Source organism: Pedobacter immunditicola (assembly GCF_037482985.1).
GTDB classification, from domain to species: domain Bacteria; phylum Bacteroidota; class Bacteroidia; order Sphingobacteriales; family Sphingobacteriaceae; genus Pedobacter; species Pedobacter immunditicola.
Genome location: NZ_JBBHKC010000003.1, coordinates 205,253 through 225,514, shown reverse-complemented (window position 1 = coordinate 225,514; position 20,262 = coordinate 205,253). Strand labels below are relative to the sequence as shown.

Sequence of the window (20,262 nt, the reverse complement as noted above, 5' to 3'; positions counted from 1 at the left end):
TTGCTTTAATTCTACAAAAAAGAGGGATAAATTTTATCCCTCTTTTTTTTTACATAAATTTGTTTCAAATACATCAATTATGAACATCAAATCTTTTATACTTTTAGCGGCATTTTTAATTATCTCTACTGACAGCTTTAGCCAGAAGAGTCAAATGAAAGTAGCTCAAAATGCTGTAGGTAAGCTGCAGGCAGCCATTGCGAGCGGTCAGGATAAAGCTAAACAGTTGAGCGTAATTGGCGAAGGCATCAAGGCTACCGAAAGCGCACAAAAAGACAGAAGGACAAAAAACTGGCCCGAAACATGGGCGATCAAGTCTTACCTGAGTTCGTATGTGGCCCTAATTGATGAAAACGAAAGTAATTCCGAAAGGCATTATAAAATGGCCATCGAAGCTTTAAATACCGCTAAAGAACTGGATCGTTTTCAAAATAACACTTCTTTAATTGACGCTGCAACACATAATATCATCCTCAAAAAACAAGATAAGGCGAGCAAGGCTTATTTAAATAATGATTTTAAGAATGCTTTTGAGCTACTGCGTGAGGTAAGTGACTTTTTTCCAAATGACACGACCTTGGCTATAAATACCGGATTAAGTGCAAAAAACATTGGAGACCTGGCCGCTGCACAGGATTATTTTAAACGTGCATTGCAGAATGGAGCTAAAAACCCTACGTTATTCCAGTCTATTGCAACTATTTACACTTCAAAGTTTGAAAATGATATGGCCATTAGTACGTTAGAGCGGGGGATGGAGCTTAATCCTAACAATTCCTTCCTAAATAACAACTATATCAACTTATTGATCGACAATGAGAAGTATGACAAAGCAATCAAAGCCATTGAAAAAACGCTGCCAATAGAATCAAAGAATAAGTTATTATACTTTTTATACGGCTATTTAAATCAGCAGCATGCTAAAAATTCAACAGCAGAGTTGGCGTATAAGAAAGCACTTGAATTAGACGCGAATTATTTTGATGCTTTATATCAATTGGGAATAGCTTATATAGATGTTGCCAATAATGCGCTCAAATCAAATGATAGTACGAATACACAAACTTTCAACTCCAATATCAACAGGGCTGAGCTAACACTGTTACAGGCCAATGAAATTAACCCAAATGACAGGTCGACGGTTCAATTGTTGACTGAGATTTATGCCAGAAAGAATAAGTTTGATAAAGTACAAGAATTGAAACGTAAGCTGGAAGAATTTTAAAAAAATCTAAATATTGAAGGTACAACACTGAATGCCTGGATGCAGGAGTTTGTGATAGCCTCAAGAATACCATTGAAATAGAATACCCCGTATTAAAAGGGGGTATTCTAAAGTCTACTTAACATAATATTAATTATAGTGCGATATAATATTTATGAAAAAAACAAATTTTAAATAAAGGCATAGAACTTGTACCTAGAGTTTCTTATATCATACCATTAACGTTTTATGCTGTTTCCCCATGTTTCATAAGCCGCTAAGAAGCATTCAAGATTTTTTATTAAGCACCTATTTTGCAGACGGTTTACGGATCACATTTGGAGTTCTTTGCCCGTCATTAATTCTCGCCCAGTTTGGCCTGCTTAGTTTAGGCATGACTTTGTCCTTAGGTGCCTTATGCGTTAGTGTCGTTGACACGCCGGGCCCAATTGTACACCGCAGAAATGCGATGATCATTACTACAGGCTTAATTTTTATGATGTCGTTTTTGGTCGGCCTCACGAATAACAATCTCTACTTCATAGGAATTTTATTGCCACTCGCTAGTTTTCTATTTTCCATGTTCTCTTTGTATGGAACGCGCGAAGCGGCGATTGGTACAGCTTCCTTGCTGGTCATCGTTTTAAGTGTGGACGACGTCAGGCCGCGACAGGATGTGATGTTACACGCAGTTTTGGTTCTCGCTGGTGGTTCCTGGTATACCTTGTTGAGTTATTTTATGTATACACTCAGGCCATACCGGATTGTTCAACAAACTTTAAGCGAATCGATTGATGAAGTATCCGAATTTTTAAGGGCCAAAGCTAAATTTTACCATTACAATACTGATTACGAACAAAATTACGCCGCATTACTTCAATTGCAGGTCCAGGTTCATGAAAAACAAGATGCCGTAAGAGAACTACTTTTCAAAACAAGGGAAATTGTACGGGATTCAACACCTGAAGGCAGATTTTTAATGCTCGTGTTTGTAGATATGGTTGATTTGTTTGAGCAAATCATGTCTACCTATTACAATTATAAGAAATTGCATGAACAGTTTGATTCATCCGGAATTTTAACGGATTTTGAGGTGGTGATCAATATGATAGCCAATGAATTAGATAAACTGGCATTTGCTTTAAAAACAGGAGGTACTCCCCTCCTTTCTGGTCGGCTGAGGGATGAAATCGCACAATTGAAGTCGAAAATCCTAAAACTCGAAGAAGAAAAAGAAACAGCAACTTATAATACATTGAGTATTGTCGCCTTAAAAAACATTGAAGTTAATATTGAAAACATACTTTCAAGGGTAAAAACCATTAATGGTTATTTCAAGGAAAAGAAAAGTTTGAAAAGCAGGACGATTGACACTGAGAAATTTATCACCCGACAAAAGATAGATATCAAATTATTGCTGGAAAATTTAACTTTTAAATCTTCCACCTTCAGGCATGCCCTCAGGGTCGCCATTGTGATGCTGCTTGGCTTTGTGATTTCCAAAGTATTACCTTTTTCCCATAGTTACTGGATTTTGCTCACTATTCTGGTGATTTCCAAACCCGGCTTCAGTTTAACCAAACAACGGAATTATGAGCGAATTATCGGCACCATCGCCGGCGCAATAATCGGTTTAGTTGTAATCACTTATATACCCGATAAAAACGTCTTGTTTGTTATTCTATTGGTATGTATGGTTTTATGTTATAGTTTTCAGCGTAAAAACTATGTTGTGAGCGTCTTATTCATGACGCCCTATGTAATCATACTGTTTAACTTTTTAGGCATGGGAGACATTGCTGTCGTAAGTGAACGGATTATAGATACTTTAATTGGCTCATTCCTTGCATTTTTAGCAAGCTATTCCTTATTTCCCAATTGGGAACATAAAAAATTAAAGGATGACATGGTTTCTGCAGTGAAAGCAAACGCAGATTATTTTAAAGAAGTTACTTCGCTTTATTTTGATAAAAGTCAAAATTTAACCTCCTATAAGTTGGCCCGGAAAGAAGTTTATGTAACTTCTTCAAACCTCGCCTCTCTGTTCCAAAGAATGTTTTCTGAGCCTAAAAGTAAACAAGTACTCATGAAAGAAATGCACCAGTTTACTGCATTGAATCACCTGCTTTCTTCTTACATTGCCACCCTTGCTCTTTATAATAAGGAACATTCATTTTCAATGGAAAAGACGGGAGAACTAAAGCCATTGATTAACAACACCTTATATCTTATTAATTTAACCACAGAAACCTTAGTTAAACCAACGGCAGAAATCAGGAATGTTCCACTGATCAGAAATAAGATCAATACCCCTGATGCTGATCTGGAAGATTTGGCAACCATTAATGAGCTGGTGGAATTGATACAGAAGGTTGCTTATGACATTTATAAATTAACTGAAAAGATCAATTTAAAACTTTAAGGTGAGGGTTTTGTTATATATTAAATTACTAAACTATGGAAAAATTGTATACAGCTGCTGTGACTGCAACAGGCGGCAGAGATGGACATATTAAATCAAGCGATGATCAACTGAACTTTGACGTAAGGAAACCTGCTGAAATGGGTGGAGAAGGTGGTGCAACTAACCCGGAACAGCTTTTCGCTGCCGCTTGGGGGCCTTGTTACCTTGGTGCGCTTGGTTCTGTTGCAAAACGCGAAAATATCGATGTTTCAGAAGCAACTGTTACAGTGAACGTGTCCTTTAATCAGGATGGTAATGCATTCGTTTTATCGGCCGCGCTAGATGTTCATATCCCAGGCATTCCCCAGGAAGAAGCACAAAGCTTAGCTGAGAAGGCAAATAGAGCTTGCCCTTATTCTAAAGCCACCAGAGGAAATATTGAAACCACAGTTACTGCTTTATAGCAGTAACTTACTGGCAAGGCCCAGCAGTAAAAAGAAACCAAAAACATCGGTAAAGGTGGTGATGATGATGGAAGATGCTATTGCCGGATCTATCCCTACCCTTTTAAGTATTAATGGTATACCCGCCCCGGTTACTCCGGCCACTACCAGGTTCCCGGTCATCGCTAAAAATATCACAACCCCCAATAAAGGATTACTGTCAAAGAGCAAGGCGACCACCAGTACAATCAATCCGGTGGCGGCTCCGTTGATTAATCCAACTGTAAATTCCTTAAGCACAGTTCGATAAGCCTGGTTATCTGTGAGGTCGTATAATGAAATCCTTCTTACCGTAACCGCCAGTGCCTGGGTGGCTGCATTTCCGCCCATGCCGGCAATGATAGTCATATAGGCTGTTAATACCGCTATTTTGGCCAGTGTAGGCTCAAAATACCGAACCACAGCGGAAGCTAAAAATGCTGTTCCAAGGTTGATGATCAGCCAGGGTAATCGTGATTTAACAGCATCCAGCCAATGACCACTTAATTCCTCATCTTCAGAAACACCCGATATCTTTAAAATATCCTCCGTATTTTCATCTTCAATAACGTCGATCACGTCATCAAAGGTTACCCGGCCAAGCAGGTGCATTTCACGGTCAACAACGGGAATACTGGTCAGGTTATACTGGGAAATTAACCTCGCTACCTCTTCCTGATCAGTGTCAGGATAGACCCAGGCTACCTCTGCCTTCACTAAAGCGGTTATTTTTTCATTTCCCTTGGCTTTGATAATGTCTTTTAAAGACACAATACCATGGAAAACATTATCATCGTCAACAACAAAAATCGTGTAAAATTCTTCTATTTCCTCGCTCTGTTTGATCAGTTCAACAACTGCATCCTGTTTGTTAAGATTGAGGTTAACTTTAATGAACTCCGTGTTCATTAATCCACCTGCAGTATCTTCCGCATAACGAAGCAAATTCCTGATGTTTGAAGCATCATCCTCACTCAGATCTTCAAGGATTTCCTTTTGCTCGTGCTCCTCTAGTTGGGATATAATGTCTGTTGCATCATCATAATCCAGCTCTTCAACAATTTCGGTTCGTTTTTCAGGATGAAGTTGCAGCAGCAACTCTTCAGGATGGGCTTCTTCATGCATTTCAGCAATGACTTCTGAAGCCACCTCCACAGAAAGTAAATTAATGATCCTTTCCTTATCATCCTGCTGCAGGCTTTCAAATAAAATAGCAATCTCTGAAGCATGATACTCCTCCAGCAGTAATTTCAAATCCTCATCATTACCGTTTAAAGCGGATTTCAATTTTGAAACATCCGTCTTGTCTAATTCGAAAGATTGCATATTATTTGAACCACCCTTTCCGCCAAAAATAGAACAGCTGTGCAAGCGCTATCAGCACCATAAAAACTACAGTATATATATATCCGTGCTCAGCATACAATTCAGGCATGTTTGCGGGCATTAGTTTGCCCGTTACCGGGTCTTGTTTTGCAAAATTCATACCGTATATACCTGCAATAAAAGTTAATGGAATGAATAAGGATGACACAATGGTCAGCACTTTCATGATCTCATTCATCCGGTTGCTGATGATGGAAAGGTACATATCCAGGTTGCTTGCCGAAATCTCTTTTAAGGATTCAACCATATCAATTGACTGAATACAATGATCATAAGCGTCCTTGACAAACATTTTTGTTTGATCGGTAATTAAGGGACTATCGCTTCTTAATAGGTCATTTAACTTATCTCTCTCAGGCCAGGCTACCCTCCTGATATTGATTAAATTACGTTTAATTGCCTGAAGGTCATACATGATCATACGATCCGGTGATTCAAGCAACCGATCTTCTATATCATCCAGGCTATCTCCGATATTATTTAATATCACGAAGTATTGGTCAATAAGAACATCCATGATGGCGTACATCAGGTAGCTGCTCCCAGAGGTCCTGATATTCCCCCGCCCTATTCTTAAACGATTATGAACGGGTTTCAGGCATTCTTCATAACCCTCTTGGAAAGTAAACAAGGCATTTCTCATCAGGATATATGCTACCTGCTCATTTTCCAGAATATCACTCTCATTCAAAGACAGTAACCTGCTCACCGCAAAAACGTAGCCGTCATATTCTTCAATTTTCGGACGCTGGTATGTCCGGGTAATATCCTCCAGCACGAGTTTATTGATATTAAAATCTACCTTCAGCACTTCAAACAAGGAAGATGATTTTAACCCTTTGATATCAATCCAATAAGTATATTTTGAACTGGAAATGCGGTCTTTCAATCCTTGAAGGTTGCTGACTTGGTCAATGATATATTCTTCAGCATTGAAACTATGAATAGTAATGATGGGTTTAAAGGCAGTTGCATCAATATAAACAGATCCCGGGCTGGTACCAGCCTCAGGTACAGCAAGGTGTTTTCTCTTTTTCCTGTCTTTTTTATTTTTAGCCATAAAACTAAAGGAATAATTTTGCTTGTGGTCCCTGGCTAAACAATAAATCTAAGATACTTAAATTTGACAGGTAGCCATTCCTGTCTTCGAATACCTGGAAATACGGCTTTGCTGGAAATTCTAGCGCTGGATTTTTGAAACTCAACTTATCTCTAAAATCTGCCTGCGGACTTACATCCTTAACATACTCCGCTGTAAAAGTAATTGGAGTTGTCTTTTTTAATTTCTTCAATACCCATTCAAATAATTCAAGATTATAGTCAAAAAGATAGTCAAATTTTTGATGGTAAAATGGTGCTAATTCATCTTCATAATACTCAAAATAGGCAGAATTACGATACGAGTTCTGCATGCTTAACCAATGTAGCCGTTGCCATTTAGCATCATAACTAATTTTAACGTCTTTAACAACCGTATGCACTTTCGAGCCTTTTACAACCGGGATATACATATCTAAACTGCCGTTGGGCGACGAGATAGTTGTCCTGTTGCGGTAAGTTTGTTTCGGAAAGTGCTCATATGCCTCAATTATAAATTCAAAATCATGCGCTTGTAAAGCAGAGAAATAACTAACCGGAGGAAGATAAAAAAGAGGAAATATTGCGTGGCTTTGCATTTGTTAACTATGTTTGCATTCTTAATTTGCCAAATTAATGATAAAAAAGGGGTTTTCTTATATTGGGATATATTTTTTATACGGCTTAGCCCTACTTCCATTACCCGTATTGTATGGCTTTTCAAATGTTATTTATTACATCCTATATTATGTAACCGGCTACAGAAGGAAAGTAGTGAGGGAAAATCTACAAAACTCCTTTCCAGAAAAAAATAGCCACGAAATCATCGCTATAGAAAAAAAATATTATAGCTATTTATGTGATTTGATCGTTGAAATCATAAAAACGCCCTTTATTTCAAAAGAGGAATTAAATAAACGCTATAAATTCACCAATTTACACCAGATAGAAGAACATTTACAAAAAGGCGAAAGTGTGATTGCCTGCTCTGCACATTATGGTAATTGGGAATGGGGAATGCTCGCTTTCGGATTAAATCTCTCTGAAACAAAATATGTTATTTACAAGCCTTTAAACAATAAGGTATTCGAAAAATGGTTTTATAACATGCGTACCCGGTTTGGGAACACACCTGTGGCCATGAAACAAACACTCCGCACAGTTGCAGGTTCCAGGAAAACAACATCGGTATTTTGTTTTGCATCAGACCAGACACCGGTTAAAGACCCCACTAATCATTGGCTTACTTTTTTACACCAACCGACAACAGTTTTTTCCGGAGCCGAAAAAATTGCCGTTCAAACCAATCGCCCGGTATATTACCTGAAGGTGAAGGTCTTGAAACGGGGGTATTATGAAGTTGACTGTATCCGCATTACAGACCATGCCAAAGAAGCTAAAGAACACGAGATTACATCGGCGCAATTTAAAATTTTAGAAGATAACATTAATGCAACACCCCAATATTGGTTATGGAGTCATAGAAGATGGAAACACAAACCAGAAATCAACTAATATGAATCCAAGTGTAGCCGTCGTCATTCTCAACTGGAATGGAAAAACACTATTAGAAAAGTTTCTACCTGGGGTAGTCAGTTCTAACTACCAAAACCTTCAGGTGGTAGTTGGTGATAATTGTTCAACAGATACTTCAGTAGCTTATATCCGGTCGGCTTTCCCGCAGGTCCGGATTATTGAGAATGACCATAACTATGGCTTTGCTGATGGTTACAACAAAATTCTTGCACAGGTGGAGGCGGATTATTTCGTCCTGTTAAATTCTGATGTGGAAGTTCCTGCAAACTGGATACAACCGGTAATTGATTTAATGGAAAGCGACGAGCAGATAGCCGCTGCTCAACCGAAAATAAAATGGCAGTCTGATAAATCGAAATATGAGTATGCCGGGGCGGCAGGTGGCTTCTTAGATCAATTTGCTTATCCTTTTTGTCGTGGTAGAATGTTTGATACCGTGGAAACCGATAGTGGCCAATACAACGATGCGATTGAAATTTTCTGGGCCAGTGGTGCATCCCTCTTTATAAAAAGTAAATATTGGAAACTAGCAGGTGGTTTAGATGCGGCCTTGTTTGCGCATATGGAAGAAATTGATTTGTGCTGGAGATTAAAAAACCTCGGCTTTAAGGTGATGTATTGCCCGGATGCCGAAGTTTACCATGTTGGTGGTGGTTCCTTAAATGCCACTAACCCTTATAAAACCTATTTAAACTTCCGGAACAACTTGATGATCATGCAAAAAAACCTGCCTTCATTTGAAGCATTCTGCTTGATCTTTGTCCGATTCTTCCTTGATTTTGCTGCCTTATTACATTTTCTGGCTAAAGGGGAATCCAAATTTGCATGGGCAGTTTCCAAAGCCCATGTAAACTTTTTCAAGAACTTCAATCAGACCCGAAAAAAAAGGGCTGGAAAGCAGATACCCTTCCAGCAGCATCAGGGTGTATACCATTCCAGCATTGTCTATCAGTTCTTTATCAAGAAAATTAAACGGTTCAGGGATTTATAAAACTCTCCATAGCCAGTCGGTAACCATCCATCCCGAAACCGGTTAATACGCCCTTACAGTTTTTGCCTGTTAAAGAAACATGCCTGTATTCTTCCCTTGCATATATATTTGATATATGAACCTCAATGACAGGAACATTGATACCTGCAATGGCATCAGAAAGTGCCACAGAAGTGTGCGTATAACCACCGGCATTTAAAATGATTCCATCAACTGAAAAGCCTGTTTCATGCAATTTATTGATGAGTTCTCCCTCCACATTACTTTGAAAGTAGTCAATGACCACCTCCGGATATTTTGATTTCAGTTGTTGCAGATAGGCTTCGAAACTTTTGTCGCCATAGATTCCCGGCTCCCGTACCCCTAAAAGGTTTAAATTTGGTCCATTAATAATTTGTATCTTCATCCTTCCAAACTTAACAGTAAAAACTTACAGAATAAAATTTTTGTGATCATCAATCCCTACTTAAAAGAATTCAGGATCTTTCTGAAACTGGAACGGGCGCTTTCAGACAATTCCATCGAAGCTTATTTAAACGATGTCAACAAGCTTATACAATTCTTTGAGGTGATTCATGTTAAAAAAGAGGCTAAAGAAATTTGTATTACTGACCTTAAAACCTTTCTTAAATGGCTAAATGAATTTGGTATAGCACCGAGTACCCAAGCCAGGGTTATTTCCGGTTTAAAATCTTATTTTGGCTTCCTGCTCATTGAAGGAATTATCACTGAAGATCCCACCGCACTTCTGGAAGCACCTAGCCTTAATAAAAAACTCCCGGAAAGCCTTAGCATTCACGAAATTAATGAGCTGATCGCTGCGATTGATGCCTCGACAGACGAGGGTATGCGCAACAAGGCAATCGTTGAAGTCTTATACGGTTGCGGCTTAAGGGTGTCCGAATTATGCACGCTACGTATTTCGGATTTAAATATAGAAGAGGAATATATAAAAGTAAAGGGAAAAGGTAATAAAGAACGGCTGCTGCCAATTGGGGCCACGGCCCTGAAAATGGTCAACCTTTATTTAACCACGGTGAGGGTACATTCGAAAATCAAAAAAAGCAATGAAGATTTCATCTTCTTAAATCGCCTGGGTACAAAATTATCGCGCATCTCCATATTTACCATCATTAAAAGTCTTGCCGAAAAGATTGGTTTAAAAAAGAACATCAGTCCGCACACTTTAAGGCACTCCTTTGCCACACACCTGGTGGAAGGTGGAGCAGATTTGCGTGCCGTACAAGAAATGCTTGGCCATTCCAGCATTATCACAACAGAAATATATACACACATTGACCGGGATTACCTGCGTTCGGTCATCACCCAGCATCATCCCAGGAGCTAGTCTCCTTTACGGCAACAGATCATCCTGTCTTTTCCCTGCATATCTTTCCTTAACACGATATCATTAAAGCCCATAGCATACAACATCGCTACCGTTTCTTCACCTAAATATTCATTGATCTCAAAAAACAGATAGCCATGTTTCTCCAGATTTTTTGATGCCAGTTCAGCAATGGCTTTGTAAAAAATTAACGGGTTATGGTTGCTCACAAAGAGCGCGGAATGAGGTTCATTGTCCAGCACATTTGCATGCATGGCTTGTTTTTCGTCCTCTTTAACATAAGGTGGATTGCTGACGATCACCGTAAACTGTTGATCTCTGGAATAACGGAGTACATCAGCTTCAATAAATTCTACCTGCACTTTGTTTTTTTCCGCATTCTGACGTGCAACCGTTAAGGCAGCAGCAGAAATATCCATCGCATAGACAGCCCACTCTTCCATATGCTTTTTCAAGGAGATAGCAATACAACCACTGCCCGTTCCGATATCCAGTAATGCACCCCTGTGAATTCTCGGTTTGACTTCATTGAGTATCCAGTCTACGAGTTCTTCCGTTTCTGCCCGTGGAATTAACACAGCAGGATCAACATGGAAAGTGAGGCCATAAAAATGGGCTTCCTTGAATATATATTGAATTGGTTTTCGTTGTTGTAGTTGTTTAATAATTTCCTGGCAGGCATTAAATTCCTCAGGTTTTACCTCTAATTCCTGATGAAGCGACAGCTTGCCCCTTCCCATACCGGAAACATGCTCAACGGTCATATAAAATAAGGCAAGGGCCTCCTGAGGCTCTTCATAACCGGTCATTTCACTGATAAAATATTCCTTTAAAGCTTTGAAATTCATGCGTTGTAAAAGTAACTAAATCAAACAATATACCTTACTTTTGCGGTAATGACAGACGAATTATATATGAAACGATGTCTGGAACTGGCCGAAACAGGAATCGCTTCGGTTAGTCCAAATCCCATGGTGGGCTGTGTAATCGTTAAGGATCATAAAATCATTGGTGAGGGATTTCACGCAAAAATCGGAGATGCACATGCCGAGGTGAATGCCGTAAAATCAGTTTTTGAGAAATACGGCGATCAGGCAAATTCGCTCTTAAAAGACGCCACTGTATATGTAAGTCTTGAGCCTTGTGCACATTTTGGCAAAACGCCGCCTTGTGCTGACCTTTTGATAAAACATCAGGTCAAAAAAGTGGTGATAGGCAACAAGGATCCATTTCCGGATGTGGATGGAAAAGGAATAGCCAGGTTATTGAATGCCGGAATCGACATTAAGCAAGGCATCTTAGAAGAAGAATGCCGGCAGCTGAACAGACGATTTTTCACAAGAATTGAAAAACAGCGTCCCTATATCATATTAAAATGGGCTCAAACGGCTAACGGCTATTTTTCACCTTTAAAGCCAGCCAAGGAATGGATCAGCACAGCACTAGCTAAAAAGATGGTTCATAAATGGCGTACCGAAGAAGATGCTATTCTTGTAGGTAAACAGACAGTCATCGCTGATAATCCTCAACTCACGACCAGGGATTGGGATGGAAAAAATCCCATCAGGCTAGTGATTGACAGAAACCTGGATATACCGTTGGATAAACATATTTTTAATAACGCTGCCCGGACCATTATATTCAATGAAGTTAATACAGAAGTCATTGAAAATATCCATTATGTGCAGATGGAGGATATGAAATATTATTTACCTCAAAAAATAGCCTACCAATTGTATTTAATGGATATACAATCTGTGATTATTGAAGGCGGCGCCAACATACTTAATCAATTTATTTCCGCACGGCTCTGGGATGAAGCCCGGGTTTTCAGTTCTTCAAAAAACTGGCAAACGGGGGTTCATGCCCCCCAGATCAATGGCCAGATTACGGGAATAGTACCCATCAATCTTGATAAACTTATCATTTATAAAAACTGGGAAGACAAATGATCTATATCCTTATTAGTATTTGTTGCAGCGTTACGGTTGCTGTCCTGTTAAAGCTTGCACGCCGGTATAAAATTAACATCATACAAACTGTTACCTGGAATTACCTCTTTGCTATCATCTTAGGCTGCTTTTTCTTCAAGCCTCAGGTCAGTGACCTTGTGGCTGTCCCCTCCCCGATATACATCGCCTTAGGAATTCTATTGCCGGTGATATTTTGGTTTCTAGCAGCATCCATAAAAAACATAGGCATTGTGAAAAGTGACATCGCACAAAGGTTGTCCCTGTTCATTCCCATATTAGCTGCTTACTTCATATTCCATGAACAGATGAGTAACCTTAAATTGTTCGGTTTATTTTTAGGATTATTAGCCATTCTGTTAACACTTGTTAAAAAACAAAAAGGAAACAAGACTACGGCAAACTGGTTTTATGCAATCGTGGTTTTCCTGGGCTTTGGCGTAATAGATATCTTATTTAAGAAACTAGCACAAGCACAAGCTATTCCTTATACAACTTCCCTGATCCTTATTTTCGCTATTGCTTTCCTGGTGTCAATTTTATCTATTTTTTATGAGGTATTTTATAAAAATCAAAAAATTGCACTTGTTAACCTTCTTTTCGGAGGGATACTCGGCTTGTTCAATTTTGGAAATATCTTGTTCTACCTTAAAGCACATCAAGCCCTGGCTCAACAGCCTTCTACCGTATTCGCGGCAATGAATATTGGTGTAATCATTCTAGGTAGTGTGATTGGCATTACCTTATTTAAAGAAAAATTCAGCAAGGTCAACTACGTGGGTCTGACTTTAGCGCTTGGATCAATCTTAATCATTACTTTATCCCAGATTTATGCTCTTTGAGGACACCTATAAAACAATTCAAAATCCTTCAGAAGGTATATTTAAAGACAAAGGCAGTAAATTTATTGCTTATGCTTTCCCGCTAATAAATGAGGACCAGGTTAAGCCGATCATTGCGAAACTTCGTGCAGAACATACCAAAGCCAGGCATTTTTGCTGGGCCCTACGGCTAAGTCCAGACAGGAGTGTTCACCGGTTTAACGACGACGGCGAACCTTCCGGAACAGCAGGCCGGCCAATACTTAACACCCTGCTATCTACAGATCTAACTAACATACTCATTGTAGTCGTGAGGTATTTCGGCGGCACTTTGCTAGGGGTGCCGGGTTTAATCAACGCTTATAAAAATGCAACGATCGAATCTATCAACAATGCTGAAATCATAGATAAAACAGTTAATGATTGCTATAGGATTACTTTTGATTATTTAAGTATGAATGAAGTGATGAGAACTATAAAGGAAGAAGAAATAACTATTCATAACCAATCTTTTGATACCGTCTGTCGTATTGATTTAGAAGTTAGAAAATCTAAACTCAACAAAGTATTGACACAGCTGGAAGCAATTGATACGCTGAAGGCTGAATATATTGGCACCATCTAATTTTACCTCGTCTTAGTAAAGCCACAACAGTAAAAAGCCACAACAGATCGTCCGAAAAGTAATCATACAGGCGCTCTAAATTTAGCCCCTTGCGAATGAATATATAATGGACAGCGCTTCGAGTTTTAATTTTAAACAAACAAAACACCTTAAAAAGTGTTGAATTATTAATCATTAAAATTTAAAAGATGTTGTCAACTTTAACTCATAAACTCACGATTCTTACTGGAAAACTTTTACTGAACATAGAAGAAGCTAGAGAAATGGACGCAGGCAAAAGGTTAATTTCTATAGTAGCAGGTGTTTATATTTTACAAAGAGGAATTAAAACTGCTTTCAAATCTCCAGTAATGGCTATTCAAGAAATATTACTTGGTAGTTTCCTGTTATACAACGGCACAACAGGCATAAATTTACTGGCACGAAGGCCTAAAGAACTTGCTGAAGTCAGAAGAAATCAAATTCAGGGAAACGATCCCGATGCAGTACCTGCATTTGTATAAAATAAAAAAGGGGCCGGTTCTCACCAGCCCCAATCATCGAACTATAACGGGTCTCTCAGGCCATTCTAATCATTGTTTAATATATTATTTTTAAAGCTTCGGGCTCTTCTTTTCAATTCCTTCAATGCCTTATCCTTTAACTGTCTCACCCTTTCTTTGCTTAAGCCATTGAGTAATGCAATTTCTTCAAGTATAATCGGCTCAGCATTTCCCAGACCAAAATATAAAATGATGATGTTTCTTTCACGCAGTGGCAATGTCATGAGGATTTTCCTGATATCATCATTAAAAGAGTCTAACATCAGCATATGATCTGCACCAGGATTATCATCGTGAAGCGTATCCAATAAAGTACTTCCGATCTCTTCACTCGTCACAGCATCTAAAGATACAGGCATCCTGGCAATACTTAAATATTCCTCAATCTTGTCAAGATCCACATCCATAAATTCTGATAACTCTTCAGGAGAAGGACTTCTTTCTAAATCCTGTTCAAGGGATAAAGTCGCTTTATTTACTTTCGTGATGGAACTAATTTGATTTAAAGGTAATCTCACAATTCGGGTCTGATCAGAAAGGGCCTGTAAAATGGATTGTCTGATCCACCATACCGCAAACGAAATAAACTTAAATCCTTTGGTTTCATTGAATCTTTGGGCTGCTTTAATCAACCCCAGGTTACCCTCGTTTATTAAATCACCTAACGCCATACCCCGGTGCTGGTACTTCTTTGCTACGGAAACAACGAATCTTAAATTGGATTTCACCAGCAGATCAAGGGCCCTTAAGTCACCCTCCCTGACTCTCTTGGCCAATACACTCTCCTCTTCTATGCTTAATAAATCTATTTTCCCAATATCATTTAAATACTTATCTAAAGATGCGGAATCCCTGCTTGTAATGGTTTGTCCAATTTTTAATTGCCTCATAAATTTCGTTTTTATATTTCCATTATTCTTTTAACCAGCCTCAGCCAATTACTTCGATGGTTTTAACCAAAAGAATACTCTATGGTTTAAAAACTATAATTAATTGGCTTAAGCAAATATTAAAACAATAATCAACATTTCAAAATAGTAAAATCAATTTCATTCATAAATATTAAATTAATGCCTTTACGGCACTTCTGGACTAATTATTAATTTTTATTAATTATTTTAACTGAAGATTATTTATTGTTAATTTTTTCTCTTTAAATATTTATTTCAAACGAAGAAAACAAAAGAAAATAGTTTTAATTTATGATTTAGCCCTTTTTACAAGCCATTGACGCCTACAGGGGCAATCTTTGTTTTAAAACATTTACTTTTGTATCAGATTATAATACAATGAGTAAAAAAGGCAGAATTTTAGTAGCCATGAGTGGCGGTGTGGATAGTTCTGTAGCAGCAGTAATGCTACACGAACAAGGTTATGAAGTTATTGGCCTGACCATGAAGACCTGGGATTATGCAACTTCAGGTACGAGTGGTAAAGAAACTGGCTGCTGCAGTCTTGACAGTATCAATGATGCAAGAACCCTTGCGGTTAATTACGGCTTCCCACATTATATTTTAGATATAAGGGATGAATTTGGCGACTATGTGATCGATAATTTTGTCGATGAATATTTAGCCGGACGCACCCCTAACCCATGTGTACTGTGTAATACACACATCAAATGGGAGGCTTTGTTAAAACGCGCCAATAAACTGGACTGTGAGTTTATCGCTACCGGTCATTATGCTAACATCAGGCAGCAAGATAGTGGCAGGTACGTGATTTCTAAAGGGTTTGATGAAAATAAAGATCAATCTTACGTGTTGTGGGGTGTATCACAGGAGAACCTTGCCCGTACACAGTTCCCTTTAGGCTCCTTTGCTAAATCTGAAATCAGACAAATGGCCTTGGATATGGGTCAGGAAGAACTAGCAAAGAAAAGCGAAAGCTATGAAATATGCTTTGTCCCTGATAATGATTATCGCGCCTTTTTGAAACATAAAGTGGAGAATCTTGAAGAAAAGGTTGCCGGTGGTAATTTCATTTTGAGTAATGGGATGGTGGTAGGACAACATAAGGGTTATCCATTTTATACCATCGGACAAAGGAAAGGTTTAGGCATCGCCTTTGGAGAGCCGATGTTTGTTACCCAGATTTTACCGGAAAGCAATACGGTGGTTTTAGGCAGGGCCGATGAACTGGAACGTGGAGAAGCGCTGGTGAGAAATATCAACCTGGTGAAATATGAGAACATCAATGACCCAATGGATAATGTGATCACTAAGATCCGCTACAAAGATGCGGGTATGTTGAGTACCATCGTTCAGGAGAAAGATAAAATGAGGGTTGTATTCGACCATTCTGTTTCCGCAATTGCTCCAGGCCAGTCTGCAGTTTTTTATGAAGGAAATGACTTACTTGGAGGTGGATTTCTTTGCTAAAAGAAGTGTCGGCAAATCAACTTCAATAAAAAAGGCTCCTTGAGGAGCCTTTTTTATTGAAGAACGAATGATTACAGGTTTTTGATAATCACCGGGTCTAGTGGCTTTACGCCCGACCTGTAACGGTGTACCAGTTCACCTTTTTCATTGATTAAAAACTTCTCAAAGTTCCATTTGATGTCACCTTTGAAATCCGGATTATTAGCTGAAGTCAGGTACTTAAATAACGGATTGATATCATCACCTTTCACACTTACTTTCTCACTCATCAAAAATGTAACACCGAAATTCTTTTTACAAAACTCCTTGATCTCTGCATTGGTTGCTAACTCTTGTCCGCCGAAATCACCCGCCGGAAATCCAATCAATACTACTTCTTTTCCGTATTGCTTATGCAACTTTTCTAATTCTTCATATTGCGGGGTATACCCACATTTGGATGCGGTATTAACAATCAATATCTTTTTCCCTCGAAACTGCGATAACTTGATCTGCTTGCCATCAATGGTTTTGATGGTATAATCATGAACATTTGGAGGGTTCATAAAAATCAAGCTTAATAAAACTAAAAGTACATTCATAACTATATGATTTAATAGATTACTAATTTAATAATATATTTTGGAAGATAATCAGCTATTAAATAAATAGAAAAAATTGAGATAGATTCAAGTATCAGGCAAGTTTAGGACTGCATTTAAGGATTCTCAAATTGTATAAATACATGTGAATTTGAGTTAAAAGTTAAGTCATTTGAATTTGAAGATTCATAAAAAAATGGATTCTATTTTGATTTTAGCGCTTTTTATAGCTTTATTTGCAGAAAAACGTTCTGAATGGCTAAGAATTTATTAATAGTAGAATCACCCGCAAAAGCTAAAACCATTGAGGGGTATTTGGGTAAAGATTTCCTTGTAAAGTCGAGTTATGGACATATCCGTGACCTGGTTAAAGGAGATATGGGGATTGATATAGCTAATAATTTCAGTCAGACTTATGAGGTGCCACCTGATAAAAAGCAAATTGTTGCCGAGTTAAAGAAACTAGCTAAAAATGCCGAAATGGTATGGCTCGCCTCCGATGAGGACCGCGAGGGAGAAGCAATTTCATGGCACTTATATGAAACACTTGGTTTAAAAGAAGACAAGACCAAGCGCATAGTCTTCCATGAAATTACTAAACCTGCTATCCTTAAAGCAATTGATACCCCTCGGGGTATTGATTATAACCTGGTGTATGCACAACAGGCAAGGCGTGTTCTAGACAGGTTGGTTGGTTTTGAGCTATCACCAGTGCTTTGGAAAAAAATAAAACCATCTTTATCTGCAGGTAGGGTTCAATCTGTCGCTGTTAGGTTAATTGTTGACCGCGAACGAGAATACAACAAATTTCAATCCACTGCAGCCTTTAAAATAAGTGCTGTTTTTAATACAGAAAACGGAAAAGAACTTGTAAAGGCTGAACTTCCACAGCGATTTGAAAAGGAAGATGATGCAGCGAAGTTTCTTCAGGACTGCATCGCAGCTTCCTTTAAAATCAGTCAGCTAGAAACTAAACCCGCAAAACGCAACCCAGCAGCACCTTTTACCACATCAACCTTACAACAGGAAGCTTCAAGGAAACTTGGTTTCTCCGTTTCCAGGACAATGCAGGTAGCACAAAGGCTGTACGAAAGTGGAAAGATCACTTATATGCGTACCGATTCCGTCAACTTATCTGAAACGGCAATCCACGCAGCATCCAGTGAGATCAAATCAGCCTGGGGAGAGAAATATCTTCACACGAGGACTTATAAAACTAAGTCTGCTGGGGCTCAGGAAGCGCATGAGGCCATCAGACCAACTTACTTCAGTACGCATACCATTTCCGGAGATAGTTCCGAGCAGAGGCTCTATGACCTGATTTGGAAAAGAGCTATTGCGTCACAAATGAGCGAAGCCGTGTTTGAGAAAACAACAGCGCATATAGCAGTCAGCACCCGTGATGAACATTTGGTTGCGGAAGGTGAAGTAATGAAATTCGATGGTTTCTTAAAGGTATACCTGGAATCCAGCGACGATGATGAGCAGGAAGATACAGACAATGACAATATGTTACCGCCGCTGGCTAAAGGGCAATCGCTTGCATTAAAAGAGATGAATGCTACCGAGCGTTTCTCGCGCCCACCAGCAAGATATACTGAAGCTAGCCTGGTTAAAAAACTAGAAGAACTTGGTATTGGCCGTCCTTCTACTTATGCGCCTACCATTTCCACTATTCAAAATCGTGGTTATGTGATTAAAGGGGAAAAGGAAGGTAAGCCGCGCGACTTTACGTCACTGGTGTTACAAAATGGTGCGGTACATAAACAGATAAAAACAGAAATTACCGGTGCTGAAAAGAATAAGCTCTTCCCTACAGATATTGGTGAAGTAGTCAATGACTTTTTAGTAGAACATTTTAAAGATATTGTCAATTTCAACTTTACTGCCAATGTAGAAAAGGAATTTGATGAAATTGCGCAGGGTTTGCAGGAATGGACTAAAATGCTCCACTCCTTCTACACCCCGTTCCACAAGGAAGTAGAAACTACCTTGGAAAATGCCGAAAGAGCAAATGGCGAACGTTTGTTAGGCCTTGATCCGGTGACAGGTAAGAATGTTTATGTCAAAGTTGGTAAATATGGACCACTGGTACAAATTGGTCAGCTGGAGGATGAGGAAAAGCCACGTTATGCCAGTCTTTCGAAAACACAGTCGGTAGCTACAATTTCACTTGATGAAGCGCTTGAGCAATTTAAGCTGCCTTTTCAATTAGAAGATTACCAGGAGAAAGAAGTTTCTGTTGGTGTTGGCCGCTTCGGTCCTTATGTAAAATGGGGAGAAGCCTATATTTCTGTTCCTAAAAATGAAGACCCGCTATCCATAGATAAAGACCGCGCTGTAGAGATTATAGACGAAAAGATCCTTGCCGACGCACCTGTTGCACACTACCAGGAGCTCCCTGTTACCAAAGGTACTGGCCGCTTTGGTCCTTTTATCAAATGGAATGATCTATTTATTAATGTACCTAAAGCTTACAACTTTGACCATTTGAGTGATATAGAGATTGAAGAACTTATTGGTAAAAAAATAGAAAAAGAAGCCAACAGGTATATTCAACAATGGCCTGGAGAAAAAATTGCAATTGAAAATGGTAGATGGGGACCTTTTATCCGCTTCGGCAAGGAAATGCTGAAACTTGGAAAAAATCCTGCTACCGGTGAAAAATACACGCAGGAAGATTTAAAGGAAGTTTCTTTGGAAGATGTTAAAAAACTGATCGTGGAACAGGTGCCTAATGCTTTTGAAGTAAAAGCTAAGAAAAAGGCGGTAAGTAAAACTGCAGCAACGGCTAAAAAACCAGCGGCAAAAAAACCGGCAGCAAAAAAACCAGCAGTCAAGAAAGTTGTAACGAAGAAAAGTTAACCATTTAAGAATTAACACCAGGAAAATAACTGTTTATAATCACGAACAT

The 20,262-nt window shown here is 38.8% G+C and carries 19 protein-coding genes; 12 read left to right on the top strand and 7 right to left on the bottom strand.

Going from position 1 to position 20,262, the window contains the following annotated elements:
- Nucleotides 1-79 precede the first annotated feature (79 nt).
- The 3 genes from WG905_RS06015 to WG905_RS06005 all read left to right on the top strand — a co-directional run bounded on the left by WG905_RS06015 (nucleotide 80) and on the right by WG905_RS06005 (nucleotide 4,072).
- Nucleotides 80-1,225, top strand: coding sequence for a tetratricopeptide repeat protein (locus tag WG905_RS06015; RefSeq protein ID WP_339590806.1), 1,146 nt, complete (start codon nucleotides 80-82; stop codon nucleotides 1,223-1,225).
- Nucleotides 1,226-1,466: 241 nt separating this feature from the next.
- Entirely contained in the window at nucleotides 1,467-3,626 is a 2,160-nt protein-coding gene (locus WG905_RS06010; RefSeq protein WP_339590805.1) for an FUSC family membrane protein, read from the top strand.
- A 35-nt stretch (nucleotides 3,627-3,661) separates the two neighbouring features.
- Nucleotides 3,662-4,072, top strand: coding sequence for an organic hydroperoxide resistance protein (locus WG905_RS06005; protein WP_339590804.1), 411 nt, complete (start codon nucleotides 3,662-3,664; stop codon nucleotides 4,070-4,072).
- Here WG905_RS06005 and mgtE read toward each other — a convergent pair.
- From mgtE to WG905_RS05990, 3 genes are read right to left on the bottom strand one after another with little or no spacing between them, the layout of a single operon-like run.
- Nucleotides 4,067-5,416 (bottom strand): magnesium transporter, encoded by a 1,350-nt coding sequence (gene mgtE, locus WG905_RS06000; RefSeq protein ID WP_339590803.1) that lies wholly within the window; start codon nucleotides 5,414-5,416, stop codon nucleotides 4,067-4,069. The genes WG905_RS06005 and mgtE overlap by 6 nt on opposite strands.
- Before the next feature lies 1 nt (nucleotide 5,417).
- On the bottom strand, nucleotides 5,418-6,536 hold the full coding sequence (corA, locus tag WG905_RS05995) for a magnesium/cobalt transporter CorA (protein WP_339590802.1): 1,119 nt from the start codon (nucleotides 6,534-6,536) through the stop codon (nucleotides 5,418-5,420).
- Between the two features lie 4 nt (nucleotides 6,537-6,540).
- A complete protein-coding gene (locus WG905_RS05990; RefSeq protein ID WP_339590801.1) occupies nucleotides 6,541-7,152 on the bottom strand; it encodes a WbqC family protein in 612 nt (203 codons plus the stop codon).
- A gap of 37 nt (nucleotides 7,153-7,189) precedes the next feature.
- On the opposite strand from WG905_RS05990, the gene WG905_RS05985 reads away from it, so the two are divergent.
- Both WG905_RS05985 and WG905_RS05980 read left to right on the top strand, forming a co-directional pair.
- Nucleotides 7,190-8,068: a lysophospholipid acyltransferase family protein gene (locus WG905_RS05985; RefSeq protein WP_339590800.1), complete on the top strand. Its 879-nt coding sequence runs from the start codon at nucleotides 7,190-7,192 to the stop codon at nucleotides 8,066-8,068.
- Between the two features lies 1 nt (nucleotide 8,069).
- Nucleotides 8,070-9,080 carry a glycosyltransferase family 2 protein gene (locus WG905_RS05980; protein ID WP_339590799.1) on the top strand — a complete coding sequence of 337 codons (1,011 nt, stop codon included), beginning with the start codon at nucleotides 8,070-8,072 and terminating at the stop codon, nucleotides 9,078-9,080.
- Here the strand turns inward: WG905_RS05980 and aroQ are convergent.
- A complete protein-coding gene (aroQ, locus tag WG905_RS05975; protein ID WP_339590798.1) occupies nucleotides 9,067-9,486 on the bottom strand; it encodes a type II 3-dehydroquinate dehydratase in 420 nt (139 codons plus the stop codon). The genes WG905_RS05980 and aroQ overlap by 14 nt on opposite strands.
- Nucleotides 9,487-9,528: 42 nt before the next feature.
- Here aroQ and xerD point away from each other — a divergent pair, with 42 nt between their 5' ends.
- Complete coding sequence (xerD, locus tag WG905_RS05970; protein WP_339590797.1) at nucleotides 9,529-10,428, top strand: site-specific tyrosine recombinase XerD; 900 nt, start codon at nucleotides 9,529-9,531, stop codon at nucleotides 10,426-10,428.
- Here the strand turns inward: xerD and prmC are convergent.
- Nucleotides 10,425-11,276, bottom strand: coding sequence for a peptide chain release factor N(5)-glutamine methyltransferase (gene prmC, locus WG905_RS05965; RefSeq protein WP_339590796.1), 852 nt, complete (start codon nucleotides 11,274-11,276; stop codon nucleotides 10,425-10,427). The genes xerD and prmC overlap by 4 nt on opposite strands.
- A gap of 48 nt (nucleotides 11,277-11,324) precedes the next feature.
- Here prmC and ribD point away from each other — a divergent pair, with 48 nt between their 5' ends.
- From ribD to WG905_RS05945, 4 genes are all read left to right on the top strand, one after another.
- Nucleotides 11,325-12,380 carry a bifunctional diaminohydroxyphosphoribosylaminopyrimidine deaminase/5-amino-6-(5-phosphoribosylamino)uracil reductase RibD gene (ribD, locus tag WG905_RS05960; protein WP_339590795.1) on the top strand — a complete coding sequence of 352 codons (1,056 nt, stop codon included), beginning with the start codon at nucleotides 11,325-11,327 and terminating at the stop codon, nucleotides 12,378-12,380.
- Nucleotides 12,377-13,240: an EamA family transporter gene (locus WG905_RS05955; protein ID WP_339590794.1), complete on the top strand. Its 864-nt coding sequence runs from the start codon at nucleotides 12,377-12,379 to the stop codon at nucleotides 13,238-13,240. Before ribD ends, WG905_RS05955 begins: the two co-directional genes overlap by 4 nt.
- The gene (locus tag WG905_RS05950; protein WP_339590793.1) at nucleotides 13,230-13,844 is read left to right on the top strand and encodes an IMPACT family protein; all 615 of its coding nucleotides are present in this window, start codon (nucleotides 13,230-13,232) and stop codon (nucleotides 13,842-13,844) included. The genes WG905_RS05955 and WG905_RS05950 overlap by 11 nt, the downstream gene beginning before the upstream one ends.
- Nucleotides 13,845-14,032: 188 nt before the next feature.
- Complete coding sequence (locus tag WG905_RS05945) at nucleotides 14,033-14,347, top strand: hypothetical protein (protein ID WP_339590792.1); 315 nt, start codon at nucleotides 14,033-14,035, stop codon at nucleotides 14,345-14,347.
- A 65-nt stretch (nucleotides 14,348-14,412) separates the two neighbouring features.
- Here the strand turns inward: WG905_RS05945 and WG905_RS05940 are convergent, their stop codons facing one another.
- Nucleotides 14,413-15,276 carry a sigma-70 family RNA polymerase sigma factor gene (locus tag WG905_RS05940; RefSeq protein ID WP_339590791.1) on the bottom strand — a complete coding sequence of 288 codons (864 nt, stop codon included), beginning with the start codon at nucleotides 15,274-15,276 and terminating at the stop codon, nucleotides 14,413-14,415.
- A gap of 399 nt (nucleotides 15,277-15,675) precedes the next feature.
- Between WG905_RS05940 and mnmA the strand changes: the two genes are divergently transcribed.
- On the top strand, nucleotides 15,676-16,767 hold the full coding sequence (gene mnmA / locus WG905_RS05935) for a tRNA 2-thiouridine(34) synthase MnmA (RefSeq protein WP_339590790.1): 1,092 nt from the start codon (nucleotides 15,676-15,678) through the stop codon (nucleotides 16,765-16,767).
- Between the two features lie 71 nt (nucleotides 16,768-16,838).
- Here the strand turns inward: mnmA and WG905_RS05930 are convergent, their stop codons facing one another.
- The gene (locus WG905_RS05930) at nucleotides 16,839-17,348 is read right to left on the bottom strand and encodes a glutathione peroxidase (protein WP_339590789.1); all 510 of its coding nucleotides are present in this window, start codon (nucleotides 17,346-17,348) and stop codon (nucleotides 16,839-16,841) included.
- 255 nt (nucleotides 17,349-17,603) lie between these two features.
- On the opposite strand from WG905_RS05930, the gene topA reads away from it, so the two are divergent.
- Complete coding sequence (gene topA / locus WG905_RS05925; RefSeq protein WP_339590788.1) at nucleotides 17,604-20,213, top strand: type I DNA topoisomerase; 2,610 nt, start codon at nucleotides 17,604-17,606, stop codon at nucleotides 20,211-20,213.
- Nucleotides 20,214-20,262: the final 49 nt, after the last annotated feature.